Source organism: Novosphingopyxis sp., from assembly GCF_965218915.1.
GTDB lineage: Bacteria > Pseudomonadota > Alphaproteobacteria > Sphingomonadales > Sphingomonadaceae > Novosphingopyxis.
The window spans coordinates 934,521-951,795 of record NZ_OZ244708.1; the positions used below are offsets into that span (position 1 = coordinate 934,521).

The 17,275-nt window shown below is 61.3% G+C and carries 14 protein-coding genes; 10 read left to right on the forward strand and 4 right to left on the reverse strand.

The window, feature by feature from the left end; all coding sequences use genetic code 11:
- Positions 1-35: 35 nt before the first annotated feature.
- The 3 genes from ACOQPC_RS04385 to ACOQPC_RS04395 are packed head-to-tail and all read right to left on the reverse strand — an operon-like array spanning position 36 to position 5,570.
- Entirely contained in the window at positions 36-4,310 is a 4,275-nt protein-coding gene (locus tag ACOQPC_RS04385) for an RHS repeat domain-containing protein (protein ID WP_420607445.1), read from the reverse strand.
- Between the two features lie 20 nt (positions 4,311-4,330).
- Positions 4,331-4,945, reverse strand: coding sequence for a hypothetical protein (locus ACOQPC_RS04390; protein ID WP_420607446.1), 615 nt, complete (start codon positions 4,943-4,945; stop codon positions 4,331-4,333).
- Entirely contained in the window at positions 4,926-5,570 is a 645-nt protein-coding gene (locus ACOQPC_RS04395) for a Calx-beta domain-containing protein (RefSeq protein WP_420607447.1), read from the reverse strand. Before ACOQPC_RS04395 ends, ACOQPC_RS04390 begins: the two co-directional genes overlap by 20 nt.
- Positions 5,571-6,011: 441 nt before the next feature.
- On the opposite strand from ACOQPC_RS04395, the gene ACOQPC_RS04400 reads away from it, so the two are divergent.
- Genes ACOQPC_RS04400 through ACOQPC_RS04440 form a run of 9 tightly spaced genes read left to right on the forward strand, consistent with a single transcriptional unit; the run spans position 6,012 to position 14,170 of the window.
- On the forward strand, positions 6,012-6,335 hold the full coding sequence (locus tag ACOQPC_RS04400) for a TrbC/VirB2 family protein (protein WP_420607448.1): 324 nt from the start codon (positions 6,012-6,014) through the stop codon (positions 6,333-6,335).
- Positions 6,336-6,341: 6 nt separating this feature from the next.
- Complete coding sequence (locus ACOQPC_RS04405) at positions 6,342-6,626, forward strand: type IV secretion system protein VirB3 (protein WP_420607449.1); 285 nt, start codon at positions 6,342-6,344, stop codon at positions 6,624-6,626.
- Positions 6,605-8,977: a VirB4 family type IV secretion/conjugal transfer ATPase gene (locus ACOQPC_RS04410; RefSeq protein ID WP_420607450.1), complete on the forward strand. Its 2,373-nt coding sequence runs from the start codon at positions 6,605-6,607 to the stop codon at positions 8,975-8,977. The genes ACOQPC_RS04405 and ACOQPC_RS04410 overlap by 22 nt, the downstream gene beginning before the upstream one ends.
- Positions 8,977-10,206, forward strand: coding sequence for a type IV secretion system protein (locus tag ACOQPC_RS04415; protein ID WP_420606746.1), 1,230 nt, complete (start codon positions 8,977-8,979; stop codon positions 10,204-10,206). The genes ACOQPC_RS04410 and ACOQPC_RS04415 overlap by 1 nt, the downstream gene beginning before the upstream one ends.
- Entirely contained in the window at positions 10,203-10,985 is a 783-nt protein-coding gene (locus ACOQPC_RS04420) for a virB8 family protein (protein WP_420607451.1), read from the forward strand. The genes ACOQPC_RS04415 and ACOQPC_RS04420 overlap by 4 nt, the downstream gene beginning before the upstream one ends.
- Entirely contained in the window at positions 10,982-11,686 is a 705-nt protein-coding gene (locus tag ACOQPC_RS04425; protein WP_420607452.1) for a TrbG/VirB9 family P-type conjugative transfer protein, read from the forward strand. The genes ACOQPC_RS04420 and ACOQPC_RS04425 overlap by 4 nt, the downstream gene beginning before the upstream one ends.
- Positions 11,683-12,801 carry a TrbI/VirB10 family protein gene (locus ACOQPC_RS04430; protein ID WP_420607453.1) on the forward strand — a complete coding sequence of 373 codons (1,119 nt, stop codon included), beginning with the start codon at positions 11,683-11,685 and terminating at the stop codon, positions 12,799-12,801. The genes ACOQPC_RS04425 and ACOQPC_RS04430 overlap by 4 nt, the downstream gene beginning before the upstream one ends.
- The gene (gene virB11 / locus ACOQPC_RS04435) at positions 12,798-13,811 is read left to right on the forward strand and encodes a P-type DNA transfer ATPase VirB11 (protein ID WP_420607454.1); all 1,014 of its coding nucleotides are present in this window, start codon (positions 12,798-12,800) and stop codon (positions 13,809-13,811) included. The genes ACOQPC_RS04430 and virB11 overlap by 4 nt, the downstream gene beginning before the upstream one ends.
- The gene (locus tag ACOQPC_RS04440; protein WP_420607455.1) at positions 13,811-14,170 is read left to right on the forward strand and encodes a TrbC/VirB2 family protein; all 360 of its coding nucleotides are present in this window, start codon (positions 13,811-13,813) and stop codon (positions 14,168-14,170) included. The genes virB11 and ACOQPC_RS04440 overlap by 1 nt, the downstream gene beginning before the upstream one ends.
- A 178-nt stretch (positions 14,171-14,348) precedes the next feature.
- Here the strand turns inward: ACOQPC_RS04440 and ACOQPC_RS04445 are convergent, their stop codons facing one another.
- A complete protein-coding gene (locus tag ACOQPC_RS04445) occupies positions 14,349-14,702 on the reverse strand; it encodes a hypothetical protein (RefSeq protein WP_420607456.1) in 354 nt (117 codons plus the stop codon).
- An 874-nt stretch (positions 14,703-15,576) separates the two neighbouring features.
- Between ACOQPC_RS04445 and ACOQPC_RS04450 the strand changes: the two genes are divergently transcribed.
- The gene (locus ACOQPC_RS04450) at positions 15,577-17,274 is read left to right on the forward strand and encodes a hypothetical protein (protein ID WP_420607457.1); all 1,698 of its coding nucleotides are present in this window, start codon (positions 15,577-15,579) and stop codon (positions 17,272-17,274) included.
- Position 17,275 lies beyond the last annotated feature (1 nt).

Sequence of the window (17,275 nt, forward strand, 5' to 3'; positions counted from 1 at the left end):
GGGGGATAGGCCAGGATTTTGAAAAAAGAATTTCACTAACAGCCTCCGCCGTTTCCAAGTCTCTTCGTATATGAAAAACCGCCCGAATAAGTAGCCTCTGCACCTAAGGAAGGACCGATCCCGAGCCCGCCGTTTCCTGTCCAACCAGTTCCAGGTTTGTTGTCGGTAGATATGTTCTTTTGTGCCGAGAATGACCCAAAGCCGGGACTCAGAGCAAAATTCGCATTAGATGCAGTATGAAAGCCCTCTTGAGGACTTCTCTGCGGTTGCAAAGTGAAAGACGCTCCACCGTTTGCAGCTAGGCCAACCGCTCCCTCTAGGTACGCGCTAAGATACCAGTCGCCTGTATTTTGATCGTATATGAGGCCAGCCCCAAATCGCGCACCAGCTCCAAGCGCGAGAGCGTCATCAAATCCAATTCTTGTATTCGCAGGAGAGGAACAAGGCTCAGTACTATTTTGCGGCTCTTGTTTAGTAACACTACCACTCCCGCCTCCACCGAGGCTAAAGCTACCGGTATCAAACGCATTGTACGCATTTCTAATGGCATTATCGAGCCAAACCGAGGCATCAAAGCCATTCGATACCCAGCCGCAATTACTGTTCACGCAAGCGTAACGAAATTGGTTGCCGTAAGGATCTGTATAGTTTTGCGAGAGACCCGACGGATCCACCCCGTTCACCGGATCGTTGCGCACATAGCGGTACATGTTCATGCCGTCGCCATAGCCGATCGGGTCGGTCTGGAGGAACCGGCCGAGCGAGGGGGAATACATGCGGGCCTTGTAATAGGACATGCCGAGCTCGGCAATCCAGGCCTGGCCGGTATATTGGAACCGCCCGGCATTGGTCAGGCCGGGGATGCCATAGGCATCGTAGTTGTTGATGGTCTGCCCGTTGCCATTGGCATCGGTGATTGCGACGATCGAGCCGCGCTCGTCGGCATAGAGATAGCGCCGCGCGCTGCTCGCCACGCTGGCCCCCTCATACATCACCAGCGGATCGTCCAATCCGGCGGCGGGGCCGTGGATGTAGCGCTTCAGCATAGCACCGGAGCTGTTGTATTCGGCCACCATGGCATCGCCGTCATAGACAAATCGTGTGATGCCGGTCTGGTTACCGTTGATTTCATAGAGCCGCCCCAGCGGATCGTAGCGCAGCGTCGCGCTCGAACTGCCGACGCTGCCGATGACCAAGCGGTTCTCGACATCGTAGGTGTAGCTGTTGGTGCCATCCGAGGTCAGGTTGCCATTGGCGTCATAGGTGAAGCTGGCCGGGCCGGCCACGGTGTACTGGTTGAGACCGTTGGAGGTGTAGCCGCGCGTTGCATCGACATGTGCGTCCCACGCGTAAGCATTGTTCGACTGCGCCTTGCTCGCGATCTGGCCTGCGGGGTTGTAGGCAAAGGTCGCGGTCGTATCGAGCGCGGTGCCTGCGTGGTTCAGGGTGAGGCTGCTGAGTCGAGAGGCAACATCGAACGCGAAATTCGTAGCCATGGTCCAACCTGAACCGGGCTGATAGCGCTCCAGCTTGAACGGTAGTCCGTAATCGTTGAAACTGGCCTGCAGCAGGTTCTCGCCATTGAACTGCGTCAGCTTGGGCCGTCCGAGAATGTCGTAAGACATGCCGACGGCATAATTGTCCGGGAAGGTCATCGAGATGCGGTTGTTGGTGACATCGTAGCCCGACCCGACGGAGCGGGTCGCGCCGTTCATGGTCTGGGTCTCCAGGACCTGACGCCCGAGCCCGTCAAAGGCAAAGGTCACGCCCTCGCCGGCCGTGCTGTCGAACCGAGCGCCGGTGAGATCGCCGAACAGGTCGTAATCGTAGAAGACATCGCGCGTGTGGGTCGAGGAGAGTCCCGAACGTTGCGGGACGACCTTCTTCGTGAGCCTGTTCAAATTGTCATAGGTCAGGCTCAGCGTTTCGCCGCGGCGCGTGCGGAAGCTGGTGACGTTGCCGGCAGGATCGAAGCCATATTGCTCGTAATCGGCGGCCGAGCTGGCACTGGCGCCCTTGGCCGCGACGGGGTAGCGGATCTGGTAATTGCGATCATGGCCGTCATAGACATAAGTGGTGAGATTGTTTGCGCCGTCCTTCGCTGTCTCGATCTGGCCGTTTCTGGTGAAGGTTGCGGTAAACTCATTGGCCGCGTCCGCGGTCCCATAGCCGTTGGTGACCTGCGTTACCCGGCCCAGCGCATCATAGGTATATTTTGCAATCCGGTCGGGGCCGAACGTCCCTTGCGTCCCTAATGAGCAAGCGCTCGACGGCGGCGAACCGAATTTCGCGGCGTTCATCCGCGTTGCAACGCAAGTCACCCTGCCGGCGGTATCGTAGCTCGTCTGAACCAGCGACTGGGCGGCGCCGTTCGACCCGATACTGGCCTGCTTGATCGGCCGTCCGTAGCTGTCGAACGTAACGGTCGACGATTGATTGACACTGAAGAAAGGCCAGGATGACTCAGATTGGCCAGGAATATGACCGGATTCAACCTTCCACGCCCGGCCGGCCCCGTCATAGGAAGTGCGCTGCGCAAGACTGAAGCCCCCTGGCTGCGCCGGTCCAATCCGGCCGCTTTCCTGTCGGGCCTGGTTATAGAAGAAAACCGTCTGGTCGGTTGTCCCACTCAGCGGACCATCGACCGAGGCGAGATCGCCCAGCTGGGTATAGGCAAGGCTGGTCGTCTGGCTAAGTGTATTATTGCCTGCTTTGCGGACCACGCTGGTCGCCAAGGCGTTATTGGGGTTCGTGCTGCCCAGGTAAAATAGGTTGACGATCCGCTCGTCCGCGCTGCCCGTGCAGGTGGCGGCCGTGCGGCATTCCCGCGAATAAACGGGAACGTAGATCGCCGGGGAGTTCGCCCAAGCGCTGGCCGAGGTCCGATAACGCGCCTGAACCTGACTATAGAAATAGGTTGTGGTGGGGCGGGCGGCACCCGCGATCGGTGCCGGCGCCTCTATTTTGGTCAAGCCGCCATGCGTGCCGTCCCAGGTAAAGTTTGTGATATTGCCCTTCGCGTCGGTGGTGCTGGTCGGCTTGTTGCAAGTCTTGGCGTTGCTGCACGCGCTAACGAAAGTGGCGCTTTGTGTAATCGCAGCGAGCCCGGTGCCGGGTTTCGCATAATGCGTCTGGCTGGTCAGGTTGCCCCGCGCATCATAAATGAACGTGGTATAGTCCATCTCCGGGTTCGTTACCTTTTGGACACGTCCCACCGGACATGTCGACGTCCCTGTGCAATAGCCAAACGCCGTGACTTCGTTTTTCGAATTGGTTCGGCTGGTAACCTGGCCCTGCCCATTGAACGCATATTTGTCGGACTGGCTATTTGGGCCCGTCACCTGCGTCGAGGTGGTGGTCGGGTTGAGATAATTCCATGTCCCTCCGCCCTTGCTGACGGAAAGCACCTTGTCACCGGTATAGGTGAACGAAACTGGCGCATTGCCCGAACCCGGAGGTGTGATCGACGCCACCTTGGATCCCGAATAGGTGTAGGATGTCGTGCGGCCTTCGGGAGTGGTGACCGTGGGCGTGTTGTAGAGACTGCCGCCATAGGTGACCTCTGGCCAGTTTCCCGACAGGCTGCAGGTGTCGGCGGCCGGGCTGCAAGATTCGACCGTGTTGTTGATTGATGTAGCTTTGGTAAGCTGCCGCCAATTCTGTTGATGGCTATCATTTGAAAGGTAAGAAAATTTGAGCTGGTAGCCGGTCGAGCTGTTGATCGAGATCAGCCTCGTCATCAGAACAAAATATGTATCTAATGGATCTGGGCCAAGTACCTGGTACATGCCCGTTTGATAGGTGAATAAATGTTCAACGCCATCAGGGAAGGTAATCTTCTCAGCGGCTTTGAACGCGGTCGCGTGTTCCGAAAGATCGGACACCGTTCGAAAATTAACCACCGTCCCATCTGACGCGGTAAAAATCGTGGCCCCGCTATTAAGGGTCGAGCCGTCCTGAATGGCGGGCACATAAGTCGAGCCGTTCCAGTGGAAAGCGCTCGATTGTCCGCCAAGGATTACAACAGGGTCTGTCGAGTTGCCTGACATTACCGGGGTAGTCGAAAGCCTCCAGCCATAAGACGCCATTTGCCGGTTGAGCTGCAGCCCGCGGTGGTCGTCCGGCCCGATCCTGAGATCGGTCGCTCCCAGCATGAGCTTTCTGCTCGAGATGTCAACGCTGTTCTCGTCCACATTCATCGGCTGCGGCGGCGGCGGCGGCTGGGTCTGCGCGCTGGCTTGGGAAGCCAGGAGAAGCGAAATGGCGCCCAGCGAAACGCCCGACAGCGAACGGATACCTCTCCTTTTCATTGCACGCCCCCCAAGAACTCTTATTTTTCGTTGTCCGACGCGTCGCTCGCCCGGATAGTTCGCGCGCGCTCAACTAGCTGTGAGAAATCCACTGCGCCGTCCGTCGAACTCGCTTCGACCGAATTGCCGGACGACATGACGTTCGCGGTGAGCTGCCCCGTCGCTCCTTTGCCGAAGTCCAGATCGAGTCCCTCAACGTCCGCACCCGCCTCACGGCCAGCGGCCCGGGCGATCGTTCCGGTGATCTCCTCCAGAGCCAGCGAATTGTCCTCATTTTTCATCACGAGCCAAATGCGCCGCGATCCCTCGACCGACGTCGTGACTACCGCGGCTTGCAGATCGGGGAGCTGGGTCAGATCGTAGTTATCGACCTGACCCAAGATCGTCCCGGCATTTCCGCAAACGACGTGGAGCATTTCGGGGCCACCCTCGACCACTGGGATCGTAAATGCTTTGCAAGGAGATGCATCAACAGCCTGCGCATATGCATCGTCAGAATAAACCGACAACAAGACCACTGCAGCAAGCCCGATCATTTTTAGAGAAGCGTTATCCATTTCCATTCCCTTAACCCCCTTGCCGAAGCGAAACGCCTCAGATCCGCTCAACATCAGATCAACATAGAAACCTGCCACACATAGGGTCTTCATCGTCGTCAAAGATCGTGCCGATCCCTTGCCCATCGGAAATTGTTGCCCCGCCTGAGGGGCTCGATAAATTAACTGTGAAAGTTTCGTCCCCCTCTAGCAGCGCATCCTGCCTGGTAGTGACGGAGAATGTCTTGCTGGTCTGGCCAGCCGTGAAGGTCAGCGTGCCTGAAGCAGCGGTCAAGTCGCTCGACCCAGCCGATCCATAAGCCGTAGCGTAGTTCACGCTGATGCTTGAGCTATAGGAAGCGCTGAGCGAAACTGTGAACGGGATGCTGCCTCCCTCGATGCCGCTGCCATCGGAGATCGAGATGGACGGCGCGGGCGGCGGCGGAGGAGGAGGAGGAGGAGGAGGAGGAGGAGGAGGACTTCCAGCGCAATTGACGAGCGCACCGGCATTGTCGGCCTTCACCAATGTTCTGTTACCGGCCGGATCGTAGCAATAGGACGCCACCTGGTTATTGTTCACCGTCCCTGAAGAACGAGCCACCACGAGGCGGCCGAGGGAATCGTAAGTATACGTGATTGTTTCGCCGGCTATCGCCGCCGTAGATGCAGCACTGGCCAGTACCAATGCGAGCGCAGTTCGACCGGCTAAATCGTGTCGCGACATATGCCCCCCTTTACGCGCCGCCTGATTTCCGCGACTCGCCTTTTCATCACTCTATTTGCATCCAACTTCGAAACCTTGGCAAGAAAAATCGGCATGCGGCATTTAATAGTTAGGTGAAAAGTGAAGGGGTAGCATGGATGGTGCCGAGCGCGTGTATGCTCAGATTTATTGGCTATCTGGTCGAACCATGTTTTCAGTCATTGTAGATATCTATCGGCATGAGCGACCTTCAAAGACAGTTAACTAAATAGTCCCGTTCGTAAACACCATTTTTTTTGCTCAGTTCTCGTCTAAGGTCGTCACGGCTATCGACATAGGCTCCGCCTGTTCTAGGACTCCCGGCGATGGAAGCGGTCAGACTGCTTGGCGCAATCTATTGTTGGCAAAGTCGCGATGTCGGTGCATCATCGAGTCGGAGTTTATCCGACTGCGGGGAGTTTCATGTATAGACGGTCAATCGTTCGGTCCGCAGTGGCCATCATACTAGCTCTTTTGCCGATTGGCGCCGCCGCATCCGCAGCCCAACTCGGTGATCCCGCCGGCTCGGGCGTCGTCGTGTCCGCCGCATCGTGGCTGCAGGGAACCTTGCTCGGCACGCTTGCCACCATCGTCGCGGTGATCGCGGTGGCGGCGGTGGGTTTCGGGATGCTGACCGGGCGCATAAACTGGCGGCACGGCGCGGTGGTGATTCTGGGCTGTTTCGTGCTGTTCGGCGCGGCGAGCATCGTCGGCGGGATCCAGTCCACCGCGCAATCGGCGAACTGATCCGCCATGCCCGACATTCGCCGTGACACGCTGTTCGTCGCGCTGACGCGTCCGCAAATGTTCGCTGGCGTCACCTACAGCTTCTTCGTCATTAACGGCGTGCTGGCGGCCGAATTATTTCTGATCTTCAAGTCGCTCTGGGTGTTGGCGATTGCGCTGCTCATCCACGGCATCGGCGTGATCATGTGCCTGCGCGAGCCGCGCATCTTCGATCTGTGGATCGCCAAGGTCAGCCGCTGCCCGCGCGTGCGCAACCATGCGATCTGGCGATGCAACTCCTACCGACCCTGAGCCGCGACCCCAAGGTCATCGCGCGCGAAAAGCCGGTCGGCGCGCATCTCCCTTATGCGCGGCATGTCGATCGGCAGACGATCGAGACCCGCGACGGCCTGCTGATGCAGACGATCAGGCTACGCGGACTATTGTTTGAAACCGCCGATACCGACGAACTGAACTACCGCGCCGAACTGCGCGATGCGATGCTGCGCGCGGTCGGCTCGTCGCGGTTCGCGCTTTACCATCATGTCGTGCGCCGCCGCGCCGACTTCGCGCTGGATGCGGATTACAAAGACAGCTTCTCCAGGGAACTCGACGCGAAATGGAGCGACCGGCTCGCCTCGCGCCAGCTCTATGTCAACGAGCTGTTTCTGACGCTCGTGCGCCGCCCGCTGCAGGGCCGCATCGGCGTCGCCGACCGGCTGCGCGGGCTGGTATCCGATGCTGGCCGCGAGCGCGGGGCCGCCGCGGCGCAAGAATTGCGCGCGCTCAGCAATGCGCGTGACGCGCTGGTCGCCTCGCTCGGTCAATATGGACCGCAGGTGCTGGGCATTTACGACACGCCGAACGGCTATTGTTCCGAGCCGCTGGAGTTCCTGTCCTGCCTCCTGAATGGCGACATGCGCCCCGTTGCGCTGCCGCATGAGGATATCGGCAACTATCTCGCCTGTCGCCGGATCAGCTTCGGTCAGGAGGCGATCGAGCTGGGCCAGGCGGGCGCTACGCCGCGCCAGTTCGTCGCCATGGTGTCGATCAAGGATTATCCCGGCATCACCTCGCCCGGCATGTTCGACGAGCTCTACCGGCTGCCGATCGAGATGACGGTGTCGCAAAGCTTCGGCTTCGTCGAGCGCGGCGCTGCGCTGTCGCGCATGAACCTGTCGCTGCGGCGCATGCGCTCGGCGGAGGACGAGGCGCTGACGCTGCGCGACGAACTGGCGCAGGCCAAGGACGATGTGGCGGCGGGGCGCGCAGGCTTTGGCGAGCATCACACCACGATCGCACTGCGCGCCGACACACTGGCCGCACTCGACGACAGTGTCGCCGAGGTAATCGCGCAGCTGGGAGATATGGGAATCATCGCCGCGCGCGAGGATATTGCACTGGAGCCCGCCTTCTGGGCGCAGTTTCCCGGCAATTTCAAATATATTGCGCGGCGCGGCTTGGTTTCGACGCGCAATTTCTCCAGCCTCGCCAGCATGCATAATTTTCCCGTCGGCAAGGCGCGCGGCAATCACTGGGGCGACGCCGTGGCGCTGCTCGAAACCACCGCGGCGGGGCCCTATTTCTTCAACTTCCACCACGGCGATCTGGGCAATTTCACCGTCATCGGCCCCTCGGGCTCGGGCAAGACGGTGGTGCTGAACTTCCTGCTCGCGCAGGCGCGCAAGTTCGATCCGCGCATCGTCTTCTTCGACAAGGATCGCGGCGCGGAATTGTTCGTGCGCGCCATCGGCGGGCGCTACGACCGGCTCCGTCCCGACGAGCCCGCGCATCTCAATCCGTTGCAGCTGCCCGATACACCCGGCAACCGGCAGTTTCTGATCGACTGGCTGGGTATGCTGGCGGGCGGCGCGGATATCGGCGAGACCGCGCGGATCAAGGATGCGGTCGACGCGAATTACGATCAACCGCCCGAGCACCGCCGCCTGTGCCATCTCGCCGAGCTGTTCCGTGGGAGCGCGCGTCCTCAAGCGGGCGATCTCTACGCACGGCTGCAACCCTGGTGGGGACAGGGCGAACGCGCCTGGCTGTTTGACAATGAAGACGACCGCACCGATCTGAGCGCGCGCACCGTGGGCTTCGACATGACCGCGATCCTCGACGATCCCACCGCACGCACCCCGGCGATGTTCTATTTGTTCCACCGTGTCGAGGAACGGCTCGACGGATCGCCCGCGATCATCGTCGTCGACGAGGGCTGGAAGGCGCTCGACGACGAGGTGTTCGTGCGGCGGATCAAGGACTGGGAAAAGACCATCCGCAAGCGCAATGGCATTGTCGGCTTCGCCACGCAGAGCGCCGAGGATGCGCTGGACAGCAAGATATCGAGCGCGATCATCGAGCAGGCCGGCACGCAGATATTCATGATCAACCCCAAGGCGCGTGCCCAGGATTATGTCGACGGCTTCGGCCTGACGGCCCATGAATATGATCTCGTCCGCACATTGCCCGACAGCGCGCATTGTTTCCTGATCAAGCACGGCCAGGACAGCGTGGTCGCGCGGCTCGATCTGAGCGGCGAGGCGGAGCTGCTCACCATCCTGTCGGGCCGCGAAGGCATCATGCGCATTTTCGACGATGTGCGTGCCGCGACCGGCGACGACCCCGCCGACTGGATGGCCCCGTTGATGGAGCGCGTATAATGCCGTGCGGCGCGGTCACCACCGGCCAGGGATTCCTCAGCCGCAGCATCGAGCATATCGATTGCCAGGCCGCCACGATTGGCAGCTATGGCTTCCAGTCGCTGGCCGCCCCCGGATCGGCCTTTTCCATTGCGGTCACCAGCCTTTTGACCCTGTTCATCGCGATCCTGGGTATCCGGCTGATCCTGGGGGACCGTCTGGGGCTGAGCGATGTGGTAGTCGCCGCGCTGGAAATCGGGGTGGTGCTGACGCTGCTGGGCAGTTGGCCGGCCTATCGAACCCTGTTCTACGATGTCGTGCTGGAGGCGCCCGCCGATATCAGCGCCGCCCTGCTGTCGGGCACCGGGACCGCCAGCACTGAAAGTATGGTCGCGCGTCTGCAGGGGGTCGACGATGCGATCCTGGCGCTCACGCGGATCGGCTCGGGCCGCTTCACTGCGGGCGCGGTGCCGGTGCAGCAGGGCCAGCGGCCGGACGAAGCCTTTCAGGAGATCGCGGTGAGCGACGATCTGGGCTGGGGCACAGCGCGGCTGTCCTTCCTTGCCGGAACGCTGGTCCCGCTGATCATGCTCAGAATCGCTGCCGGACTGTTGCTGGCGCTTGGGCCCCTTTTCGCCGGGCTGCTGCTGTTCGAGGCGACCCGCAGCCTGTTTCTAGGCTGGCTCAGCGCGCTGTTCGGCATCATGCTCGCCTCGACCGGGTTCGCGGTGCTGCTCTCGGTCGAGCTTGCCGTGCTAGAACCCTGGCTTACCAGCGCGCTGCGCCAGCGCGCGTCGGACATCGCCACTCCCAGCGCCCCGACCGAATTGCTCGCACTGACGCTGGCCTTTTCGCTGGCCTCGCTGCTGCTGCTCGCCTTTCTTACGCGCTTCGCCGTGCGGCAATGGGTCGCGCGGGCTTCGTCGCCAAGCGAGACAGCTGGCAAGGACCGGTCCCGCTCACCGGCGTCCGCCAGGCCTCAGCCCACAGGCCTGCCCGCGCTTGCGGGATCGCAGCGCGCCCAGCGCATCGCCGAGGGGATCGAATCGATCCAGCGCGCCGAATGGGTGGGCGCATCCATCGGCGGTGGTCGCGGCGCATACCAGGCCCGGCCCCTTGCGCTTCCCGCCGCTGACCGGGGCGCGAGCGATGACAAGATGATGGCAACCGCCGTCCCACTCGGGCAAAGCTACAAGCGCACCATGCGGCGATCCACACGGGCGGGCAACGCGCGGGACCGTGGACCATGAGGGAGGGGCCGATCGAAGCCGAAGATGATCTGGACGAGTATTTCCGCGATGCGGGGAGCTGGGCCGAGGATCGCGCCGCCGGTATCCGCCGCTCGCGCCGCCTCGCCTGGTGGATCGCGGGCGGGGCCGGCTTCATTGCCGTGCTGGAAGCAATCGCACTGGTTGCGCTGACACCACTGAAGGCGGTCGAGCCCTATACGCTGCTGGTCGACAAGCAGACCGGCTATGTCGAGGCGCTCACCCCCGTCGACGGCAATCTGGTCACGCCCGACGCCGCGCTGACGCGCAGCTTTCTGGCGCAATATGTCATCGCACGCGAAAGCTTCGCGATCGACACGGTGCAGCAGGATTACCGCAAGGTTGCGCTCTGGTCGGCCGATGGCGCGCGATCGGGCTACATCGCGGATATGCAGGCGGGCAATCCGAATAGCCCGCTGACCCGCTATCCGCGCCGCACGGTAATCGACACCGAGGTTAAAAGCGTGTCATCGCTTGGCGACAATGTCTCGCTGGTGCGCTTCGACACATTGCGGACCGCCCCCAATGGCGGCGGCGAGGTGCGCCAGCCTTACGCAGCAGTGGTGCGCTGGCGCTATTCGGGCGAACCGATGAGCGTGGAGGACCGTATGCTGAATCCGCTCGGCTTTCAGGTGACGCGCTACCGCAAGGATGCCGAGGCGCTTCCGGCGGTGCAGGAGGCGCGCCCGGCGACGCCGTTGGAGCGCTTGGAGGGCGATGAACGCATCGTCGGCGACGGGGCCGCGCCGCCACCGCCATGAGCCGCCTGTTCGCCCTGATGATGACGCTTTGCTGCACGCCGCCGGCGCTCGCGCAGACCCAGCCCTATTCCGACGGTGGCGATCCGCGCCTGCAGGTGGTGAATTACGATCCCGACGAGATCGTGCGCCTGATGGTCAGCCCCGGCTATCAGCTCACGGTCAGCTTTGCTCCGACCGAGCATATCCAGAATATCGCCGTGGGCGCGAGCGACATCTGGCTGGTCAGCGCGACGGCGCGCGGTGATCATCTGTTCATCAAGCCGGTCCAGGGCGGCATATCGAGCAACATGACCGTGATCACCGACGTGCGCAGCTATATGTTCGAGCTGCTACCTGGATCGGGCGATGGGCGCAATTCGCCGTTTGCGCTGCAATTTCGCTATGGCGAGGACGGCCTCGATCCGGTCGAAAATGCCGATCCGATCGATCACGCCCCGCTAATCGGTTGGAAGCTGGGCGGGGACCGCGCGATTCGTCCGGTCGAAGTCGCCGACGACGGCACCCGCGTCTATATCCGCTGGGCCGAAGACCAGCTCCAGCCCGCTGTGTTCGCGATCGACGACACCGGCGAGGAGGTGCTCGCCGATGGCTACGTGCGCGGCGACGCCTATGTCATCGACCGATTGTTCGACAAGCTCGTCTTCCGCATCGGCAGGGACAGGGCAGTGGCGACGCGGCCTCCCGAGCGAGATCGCTCGTGACCGGCATCGAGCGCCCGGCTCATGAAAGCGATGTGGTGCGCGACCGGGATGTGCGGCCCGAAGTCGCGGAGCGTTCCTCCCGCATGCCGATTGTGCTGTTCGGTATCGCCGCGCTCGTTGCCGCGCTTCTCCTGTTCAACGCGCTCGATGCCCGCCGCCGCGCGCTGACGGCGCCACCGACGCGTCCGGCTCCGTCGGACCTGATCCTGCCGTCGCAGGCGCCGCCTGGTCTATTCGTTCCGCCGCTCGACGAGCCACCGGCATTTCAGCGTATCCCACCGCGTTTCGAACGCACGATATCCGAACCCCCAGCGGAGCTTGCGCCAAGCTATTCACCGCCGCCGGAGCCAGCACCGCGCCAGGTTTACGAAGATTTCCAGAGCGGATCGCCACCGACCAACTTACTGCCCGAGCCACCGCCCCGCGTCTCGAACAGTCCGGTAATGGTGTTCGGCGAAGGCGCCAGCAGCAGATCAGCTAATCCGTCTCCGGTCGGCGGAGACCCCGCGTCGGACCGCCGGCCGGTCGATGTCTTCGATCGGGCACGCGCAGGACCCCTCCAGAATCCCACCACCACCGTGCCGCAGGGCACGCTGATCCCCGCCGTGCTCGAAACCGCGCTCGATTCCACCCGGGCCGGCCAGGCACGCGCGCTTGTTTCACGCAACGTGCGCGGGTTCGACGGCAAGAACGTGTTGATCCCGCGCGGCAGCCGGTTGTTCGGTGATTATCAGGCGGATGTCCAACCGGGTCAGAACCGCGCACTGATCCAGTGGACTCGGTTGGTGCGCCCGGACGGTGCGACCATCGCGCTCGACTCTCCGTCCGCGGATCCGCTCGGCCGTGCTGGAGTGAGGGGCAGCGTCAACAGCCATTTCTTCGCACGGTTCGGCGGTGCGATCCTGCAATCGATCCTGGACATCGGAACAAACGTGGCTTCGCGTAGCATCAGCGACGGTTCGGTCATCGTTGCCGTGCCGGGAAGCGCACGCGCCGCCGCCGGCGACACGCTGGCGCGAGACATCCCGCCTACCTTGAAGGTGAAACCCGGTGCGCGCGTCAGCGTGTTCGTCGCTCGCGATCTCGACTTTACCGCGGTGGAGAATGGCCGATGAGCAAGGTGGCCGCCAACGAGCCGGTCTATCTCACCAGCTATCTGGCGCCGCTCGCGGACATTTTGACACGGCCCGATGTTACCGACATCTATATCAATCGGCCGGGCGAATATTGGATCGAAACGCTGGGTGGTGCGCTTGAGCGCTTAGAGGATGCACGGCTCGGCGAAGTCGCGCTCGAACGGTTGTCCCGACAGATCGCCGCGATCGCACATCAGGGCATCAGCCGCGCCCACCCGATCCTGTCGGCCAGCTTGCCCGATGGATCGCGGGTGCAAATCGTGTTCCCGCCAGCGACACGCGGCCCCGTCGCCATCGCCATCCGCAAGCATCTCGCGCGGGGCATGACGCTCGGCGATTATGAGGAAGGCGGCGCGTTCGAAAGCGTTAGCCGGGAGACCGGGGAAACGAGCGCCGTCACGCAATCGCTGCGCGACCTGCACCGCGAAGGCGCCTATGCCGAATTGCTGCGCCAGGCGGTCCGCGCTCGCAAAAACATTCTCATCGCGGGCGGCACATCCTCGGGCAAGACGACCTTCCTGAACGCGCTGCTCAAGGAAATACCAACCGAAGAACGGCTGATCACAATCGAAGACGCGCCCGAGCTGACCCAGAGTCACGCCAACATGATCGGCCTGATCGCAGCGCGCAGCATGCTGTCGGAAGCCGATGTCAGCGCCGAGGCGCTGCTGAACGCCGCGCTGCGGATGCGACCGGACCGCATCTTGCTTGGCGAGATTCGCGGGCCCGAAGCTTTCACCTTTTTGCGCGCGATCAACAGCGGCCATCCCGGATCGATGACCACCATCCATGCCGACAGTCCGCGTCTGGCGGTCGAGCAGATGGCACTGCTGGTGATGCAATCGGGCGCGCGGCTCAGCCGGCAGGATGTGGCGCATTATATCCGCAGCACGATCGACATCTTCGTCCAGCTCGGGCGGCGCAGCGGCAAGCGCTTCGTCGAAGCTGTGATGCTGGGCGATCAACTGGCCGGACGGAGCGCCGACTGATGCAGCCGAGCCTGTTCGATCCGTCCGGCAGCAACGCGGTCGTCGAGGCCGCTTTGTGGGTGCAGCGCCTGCTGCTTGGCTCGCTGGCGACCAGCATCGCGGTCATCGCGGTCGCCTGGCTGGGGTTCATGATGCTGCAGGGCAGCGTCTCGATCCGCCGCGGGACGCAGCTGCTCGCGGGATGTTTTATCCTGTTCGGCGCGGCCAGCATCGCACAGGGGCTCGCTGGGCTGGCGCAGCGTGAGGGTGGGCGAGAGGCGATCGCCGCCGACTACCGTCCTGCGGCAACCGTCTCTCCGCAGGCCACTGAGTTGGCTCCGTACGATCCGTATGCAGGAGCATCGGTGCCGGTACGTTGAAAGCCGAGCCTAATAGCTGATCCGGCAAGATGTTAATCGCTGCCATGCCCCACGCGTGGTTAAAATTGGCTCCTGCCCGAGTCAAAATCTAAAAACACAAATCTTAATTGCCTGAATAAAAGATCGCGTTACCATCGCACAAGGTGTCATAGGCTTTGCACTGCCGCTTCGCCGACCGTCAAATGGAAGGCGAACGGTCGCCATCGGGCATCAACAAGACAGTGAAGCTTACTAGTGAACCCGACCCGCGAGCGGCCCAGATCTCTTCGACGATCTCTCTTTTTCCGCCCGCTACGGAGACGTGGGCACGAACAGTGGTGCTGTCGATGCTGTAATGGCCGCTGTCCTGAAGCCAGGAGGCTGCGGAAAAGATGACCCCGGAGCCGGCGGGATCGCCTAATTGGGCGGCGGAGTTGCGGACGACGCGCACAGAATAGCCAATAGCATGAAGCAGCGCAGTGTTGCTTTGATTGCGACCATGTATCCTCCCGGGCGGCAGATCGATGATGCACTTCGGCCAGCTTTTTGCCAACCGTTGATTTCCGCCAAAGTCTTTTGGGACCCATGTCGCTCGAATTGTGAATTCGTTCGTTTATTGCCATCATTGGCCCCATGTTTGTAGCGGAGGCCCGGCTAATATCGTTCAAAATTGGCTCTCCAAATTTGGATTGACAACAGAACGAAAAGAGCCACAGACGTTTGATAATCAAGACCATTGAATGGCCTGATTCTCGGGGGACGAATTATGCGGAACCATCGCGCTGCGCTCTTGTACTCGATTTCCGCTTGCTCGCTAGTTGCAGTACCTTCGGCTGCGCTGTCCAGTGACACCGTCATCTATGTCTATGATGCGCTTGGCCGGTTGACCATGACGACGGTTTCGGGCGGTGTGAGCAATGGAAGCGCCGCTTCACTATGCTATGATGCCGCTGGCAACCGGAAAGTTTTCAAAGCTAGCAAGACTGGAGCTGTCGCGAATTGTGGCGGAGGAACTACTCCGCCGCCGCCCCCGGCTCCACCACCTCCGCCGCCTCCACCACCTCCGCCGCCGCCCCCGGTGATTTGCTGGGAAAACGGTCAGCGAGTGCCGTGTGAATAAGTGGTGGTGCCTGAAACGAAAGAATAGAGTGGAGGGGATGGCAATGCTGAGGCGATCAAGTTCTAAATCCATTGTGGATCTGCACGTCTCTATGGAATTACGGCTCAGTGTTTCCGCCAGACAATTGCGTTCCGCACGGGCTAACAAGGCGCAAACATGCATAGTCCGCGCGCTCACGTTGGTGTTCCTGTGTCAAACGGCGTCACTACCAGCTTATGGTCAGCTTTCCCCGCCTCCACGCCACGACGCCCGCTCTCCTACGGGCGTGAGTTATCGTGGGGGCGGCTTTGTCTTCGAGGAAGAGGATTTGACGATCGGCGACGAGGCGAACGGGCTCACGCTTGTGCGTAGCTACAACAGCGCCTCGGATGGTCAGTCGGATCCGTTCAACGCCGCGGTTGGCTGGACCCACTCTTTCAACATCTATATTTCCGTCCAACCCCTGCCACAAGAGCCGGAGGTCCTGCAGCCGCCAAATTATTACGGGCGCTGTGTTTATAACATAGTTGGTGGAGCGGCCGCAGTCGGGTTTGTTTTTACCGGCTCAAATCCGCCGCAGTCCACCAGTTGCGGCGGGGTCAGGGCGGGTACCTATGCGCCGTTGACCCCTGCTGGCTCCAAGCTCGAACTGATTGGCGACAGCACGAACTACTATCGCTACACAGGCGCCGATGGTTCGGTCATCGCCTTCGCGCCGGGCGCCGCGGCGCGCGCGGTAAGCTGGACCAAGCCCGATGGCACAAGAATGGACTTTACCTATTCGAGCGGTACCACGGGCACTATCAAAAGCGTCTTCAGCAATCGGGGCTGGGCGATTCTCTTCGAAGGGGCAGGTAAGGCCTGCGCGGTCAATCGGGCGCAGACTTACATCACGCCGACCTCAGCGTGTCCGGCCGGAGCGCAGGCGGTCACCTATACCTATTCGCCGGGAACGTATGTGACGAGCTGGAACTTGATGACTAGCGCTACCAAGGCTGGAGCGACGCGCTATTATCAGTATGCCGCCAACGATCATGTGAACTGCATCAAAGATCCAGGTGAGTCGCTCTGCCGTATTCAGAATACTTATAGCAATTGTCCGGAAGATCCCCACAATCCTTACAAGCAACCCAACATACATCTTCACGATGCCGTTACCAGCCAAACTGACGGGGCGGGACGAAGGTACAGCTATGCTTATTCCCCGGACAGTTGCCCGCAATGGCCGTGGGTGACCGACCCCGATTACCGGCCTTTCGTCGAAGTGACGACAACGGTCACGGAGAGCGGTGTTCCCGGGACCACGGTCGCGGTCACCGACTCCGCCGCGAACCTAGCTTCGCTGACCGATCCCTTGGGCAGTAAGTCCCGGTTTATCTACGATGCGTCAAGCACCTACGCCTACGAATCCGGCGACCTCAACCAGATAATCTATCCTGAAGCGAACTCGGTGTATGTTACGAAGGATGCAAGGGGCAACATTATCTCGAGCGTCACCAAGCCCAAGCCCGGGTCGCCCCTTGTCAACCTCACGACGGCCGCTGCCTATCCGTCTACGTGCTCCAACATCGTTACATGTAATAAACCGACTTCGGTGAAGGACGCGCGCGGCGCGGTGACGAGCTTCACGTACGATACCACGCATGGCGGCGTACTCATCGAATCTGGACCGGCAGATGGTAACGGCGTCAGTCCGGTGACGCGATCGACGTACGTCCAGCGAACTGCCTGGCTAAAAAACAGTTCAGGGGGGTATGCGCCTGCCTCCTCCCCGGTTTGGATTTTGAGCGCGACCCGTACCTGCGTGTCGACCGAGACGATAGGCAATGGCTGCGCTGGCGGAAGCGCTGACGAGGTGGTGACGAGCTATGATTATGGTCCGGACGGCGGACCCAATAATCTGCTGCTCCGCGGCATGGCGGTGACGGCGGACGGGCAGACGCTGCGGACCTGTTATGGCTATGACTTATATGGTCGCAAGATCAGCGAGACGTCGCCGAACGCCAATCTGGCGAGCTGTCCGTGAG

Bases quoted from the DNA above. Each gene is read 5' to 3' on its own strand.
- ACOQPC_RS04400 (WP_420607448.1), top strand. From the start codon at position 6,012: ATGTATAGACGGTCAATCGTTCGGTCCGCAGTGGCCATCATACTAGCT.
- virB11 (WP_420607454.1), top strand. From the start codon at position 12,798: ATGAGCAAGGTGGCCGCCAACGAGCCGGTCTATCTCACCAGCTATCTG.
- ACOQPC_RS04420 (WP_420607451.1), top strand. From the start codon at position 10,203: ATGAGGGAGGGGCCGATCGAAGCCGAAGATGATCTGGACGAGTATTTC.
- ACOQPC_RS04385 (WP_420607445.1), bottom strand. From the start codon at position 4,310: ATGAAAAGGAGAGGTATCCGTTCGCTGTCGGGCGTTTCGCTGGGCGCC.
- ACOQPC_RS04405 (WP_420607449.1), top strand. From the start codon at position 6,342: ATGCCCGACATTCGCCGTGACACGCTGTTCGTCGCGCTGACGCGTCCG.
- ACOQPC_RS04415 (WP_420606746.1), top strand. From the start codon at position 8,977: ATGCCGTGCGGCGCGGTCACCACCGGCCAGGGATTCCTCAGCCGCAGC.
- ACOQPC_RS04440 (WP_420607455.1), top strand. From the start codon at position 13,811: ATGCAGCCGAGCCTGTTCGATCCGTCCGGCAGCAACGCGGTCGTCGAG.
- ACOQPC_RS04425 (WP_420607452.1), top strand. From the start codon at position 10,982: ATGAGCCGCCTGTTCGCCCTGATGATGACGCTTTGCTGCACGCCGCCG.
- ACOQPC_RS04395 (WP_420607447.1), bottom strand. From the start codon at position 5,570: ATGTCGCGACACGATTTAGCCGGTCGAACTGCGCTCGCATTGGTACTG.
- ACOQPC_RS04410 (WP_420607450.1), top strand. From the start codon at position 6,605: ATGCAACTCCTACCGACCCTGAGCCGCGACCCCAAGGTCATCGCGCGC.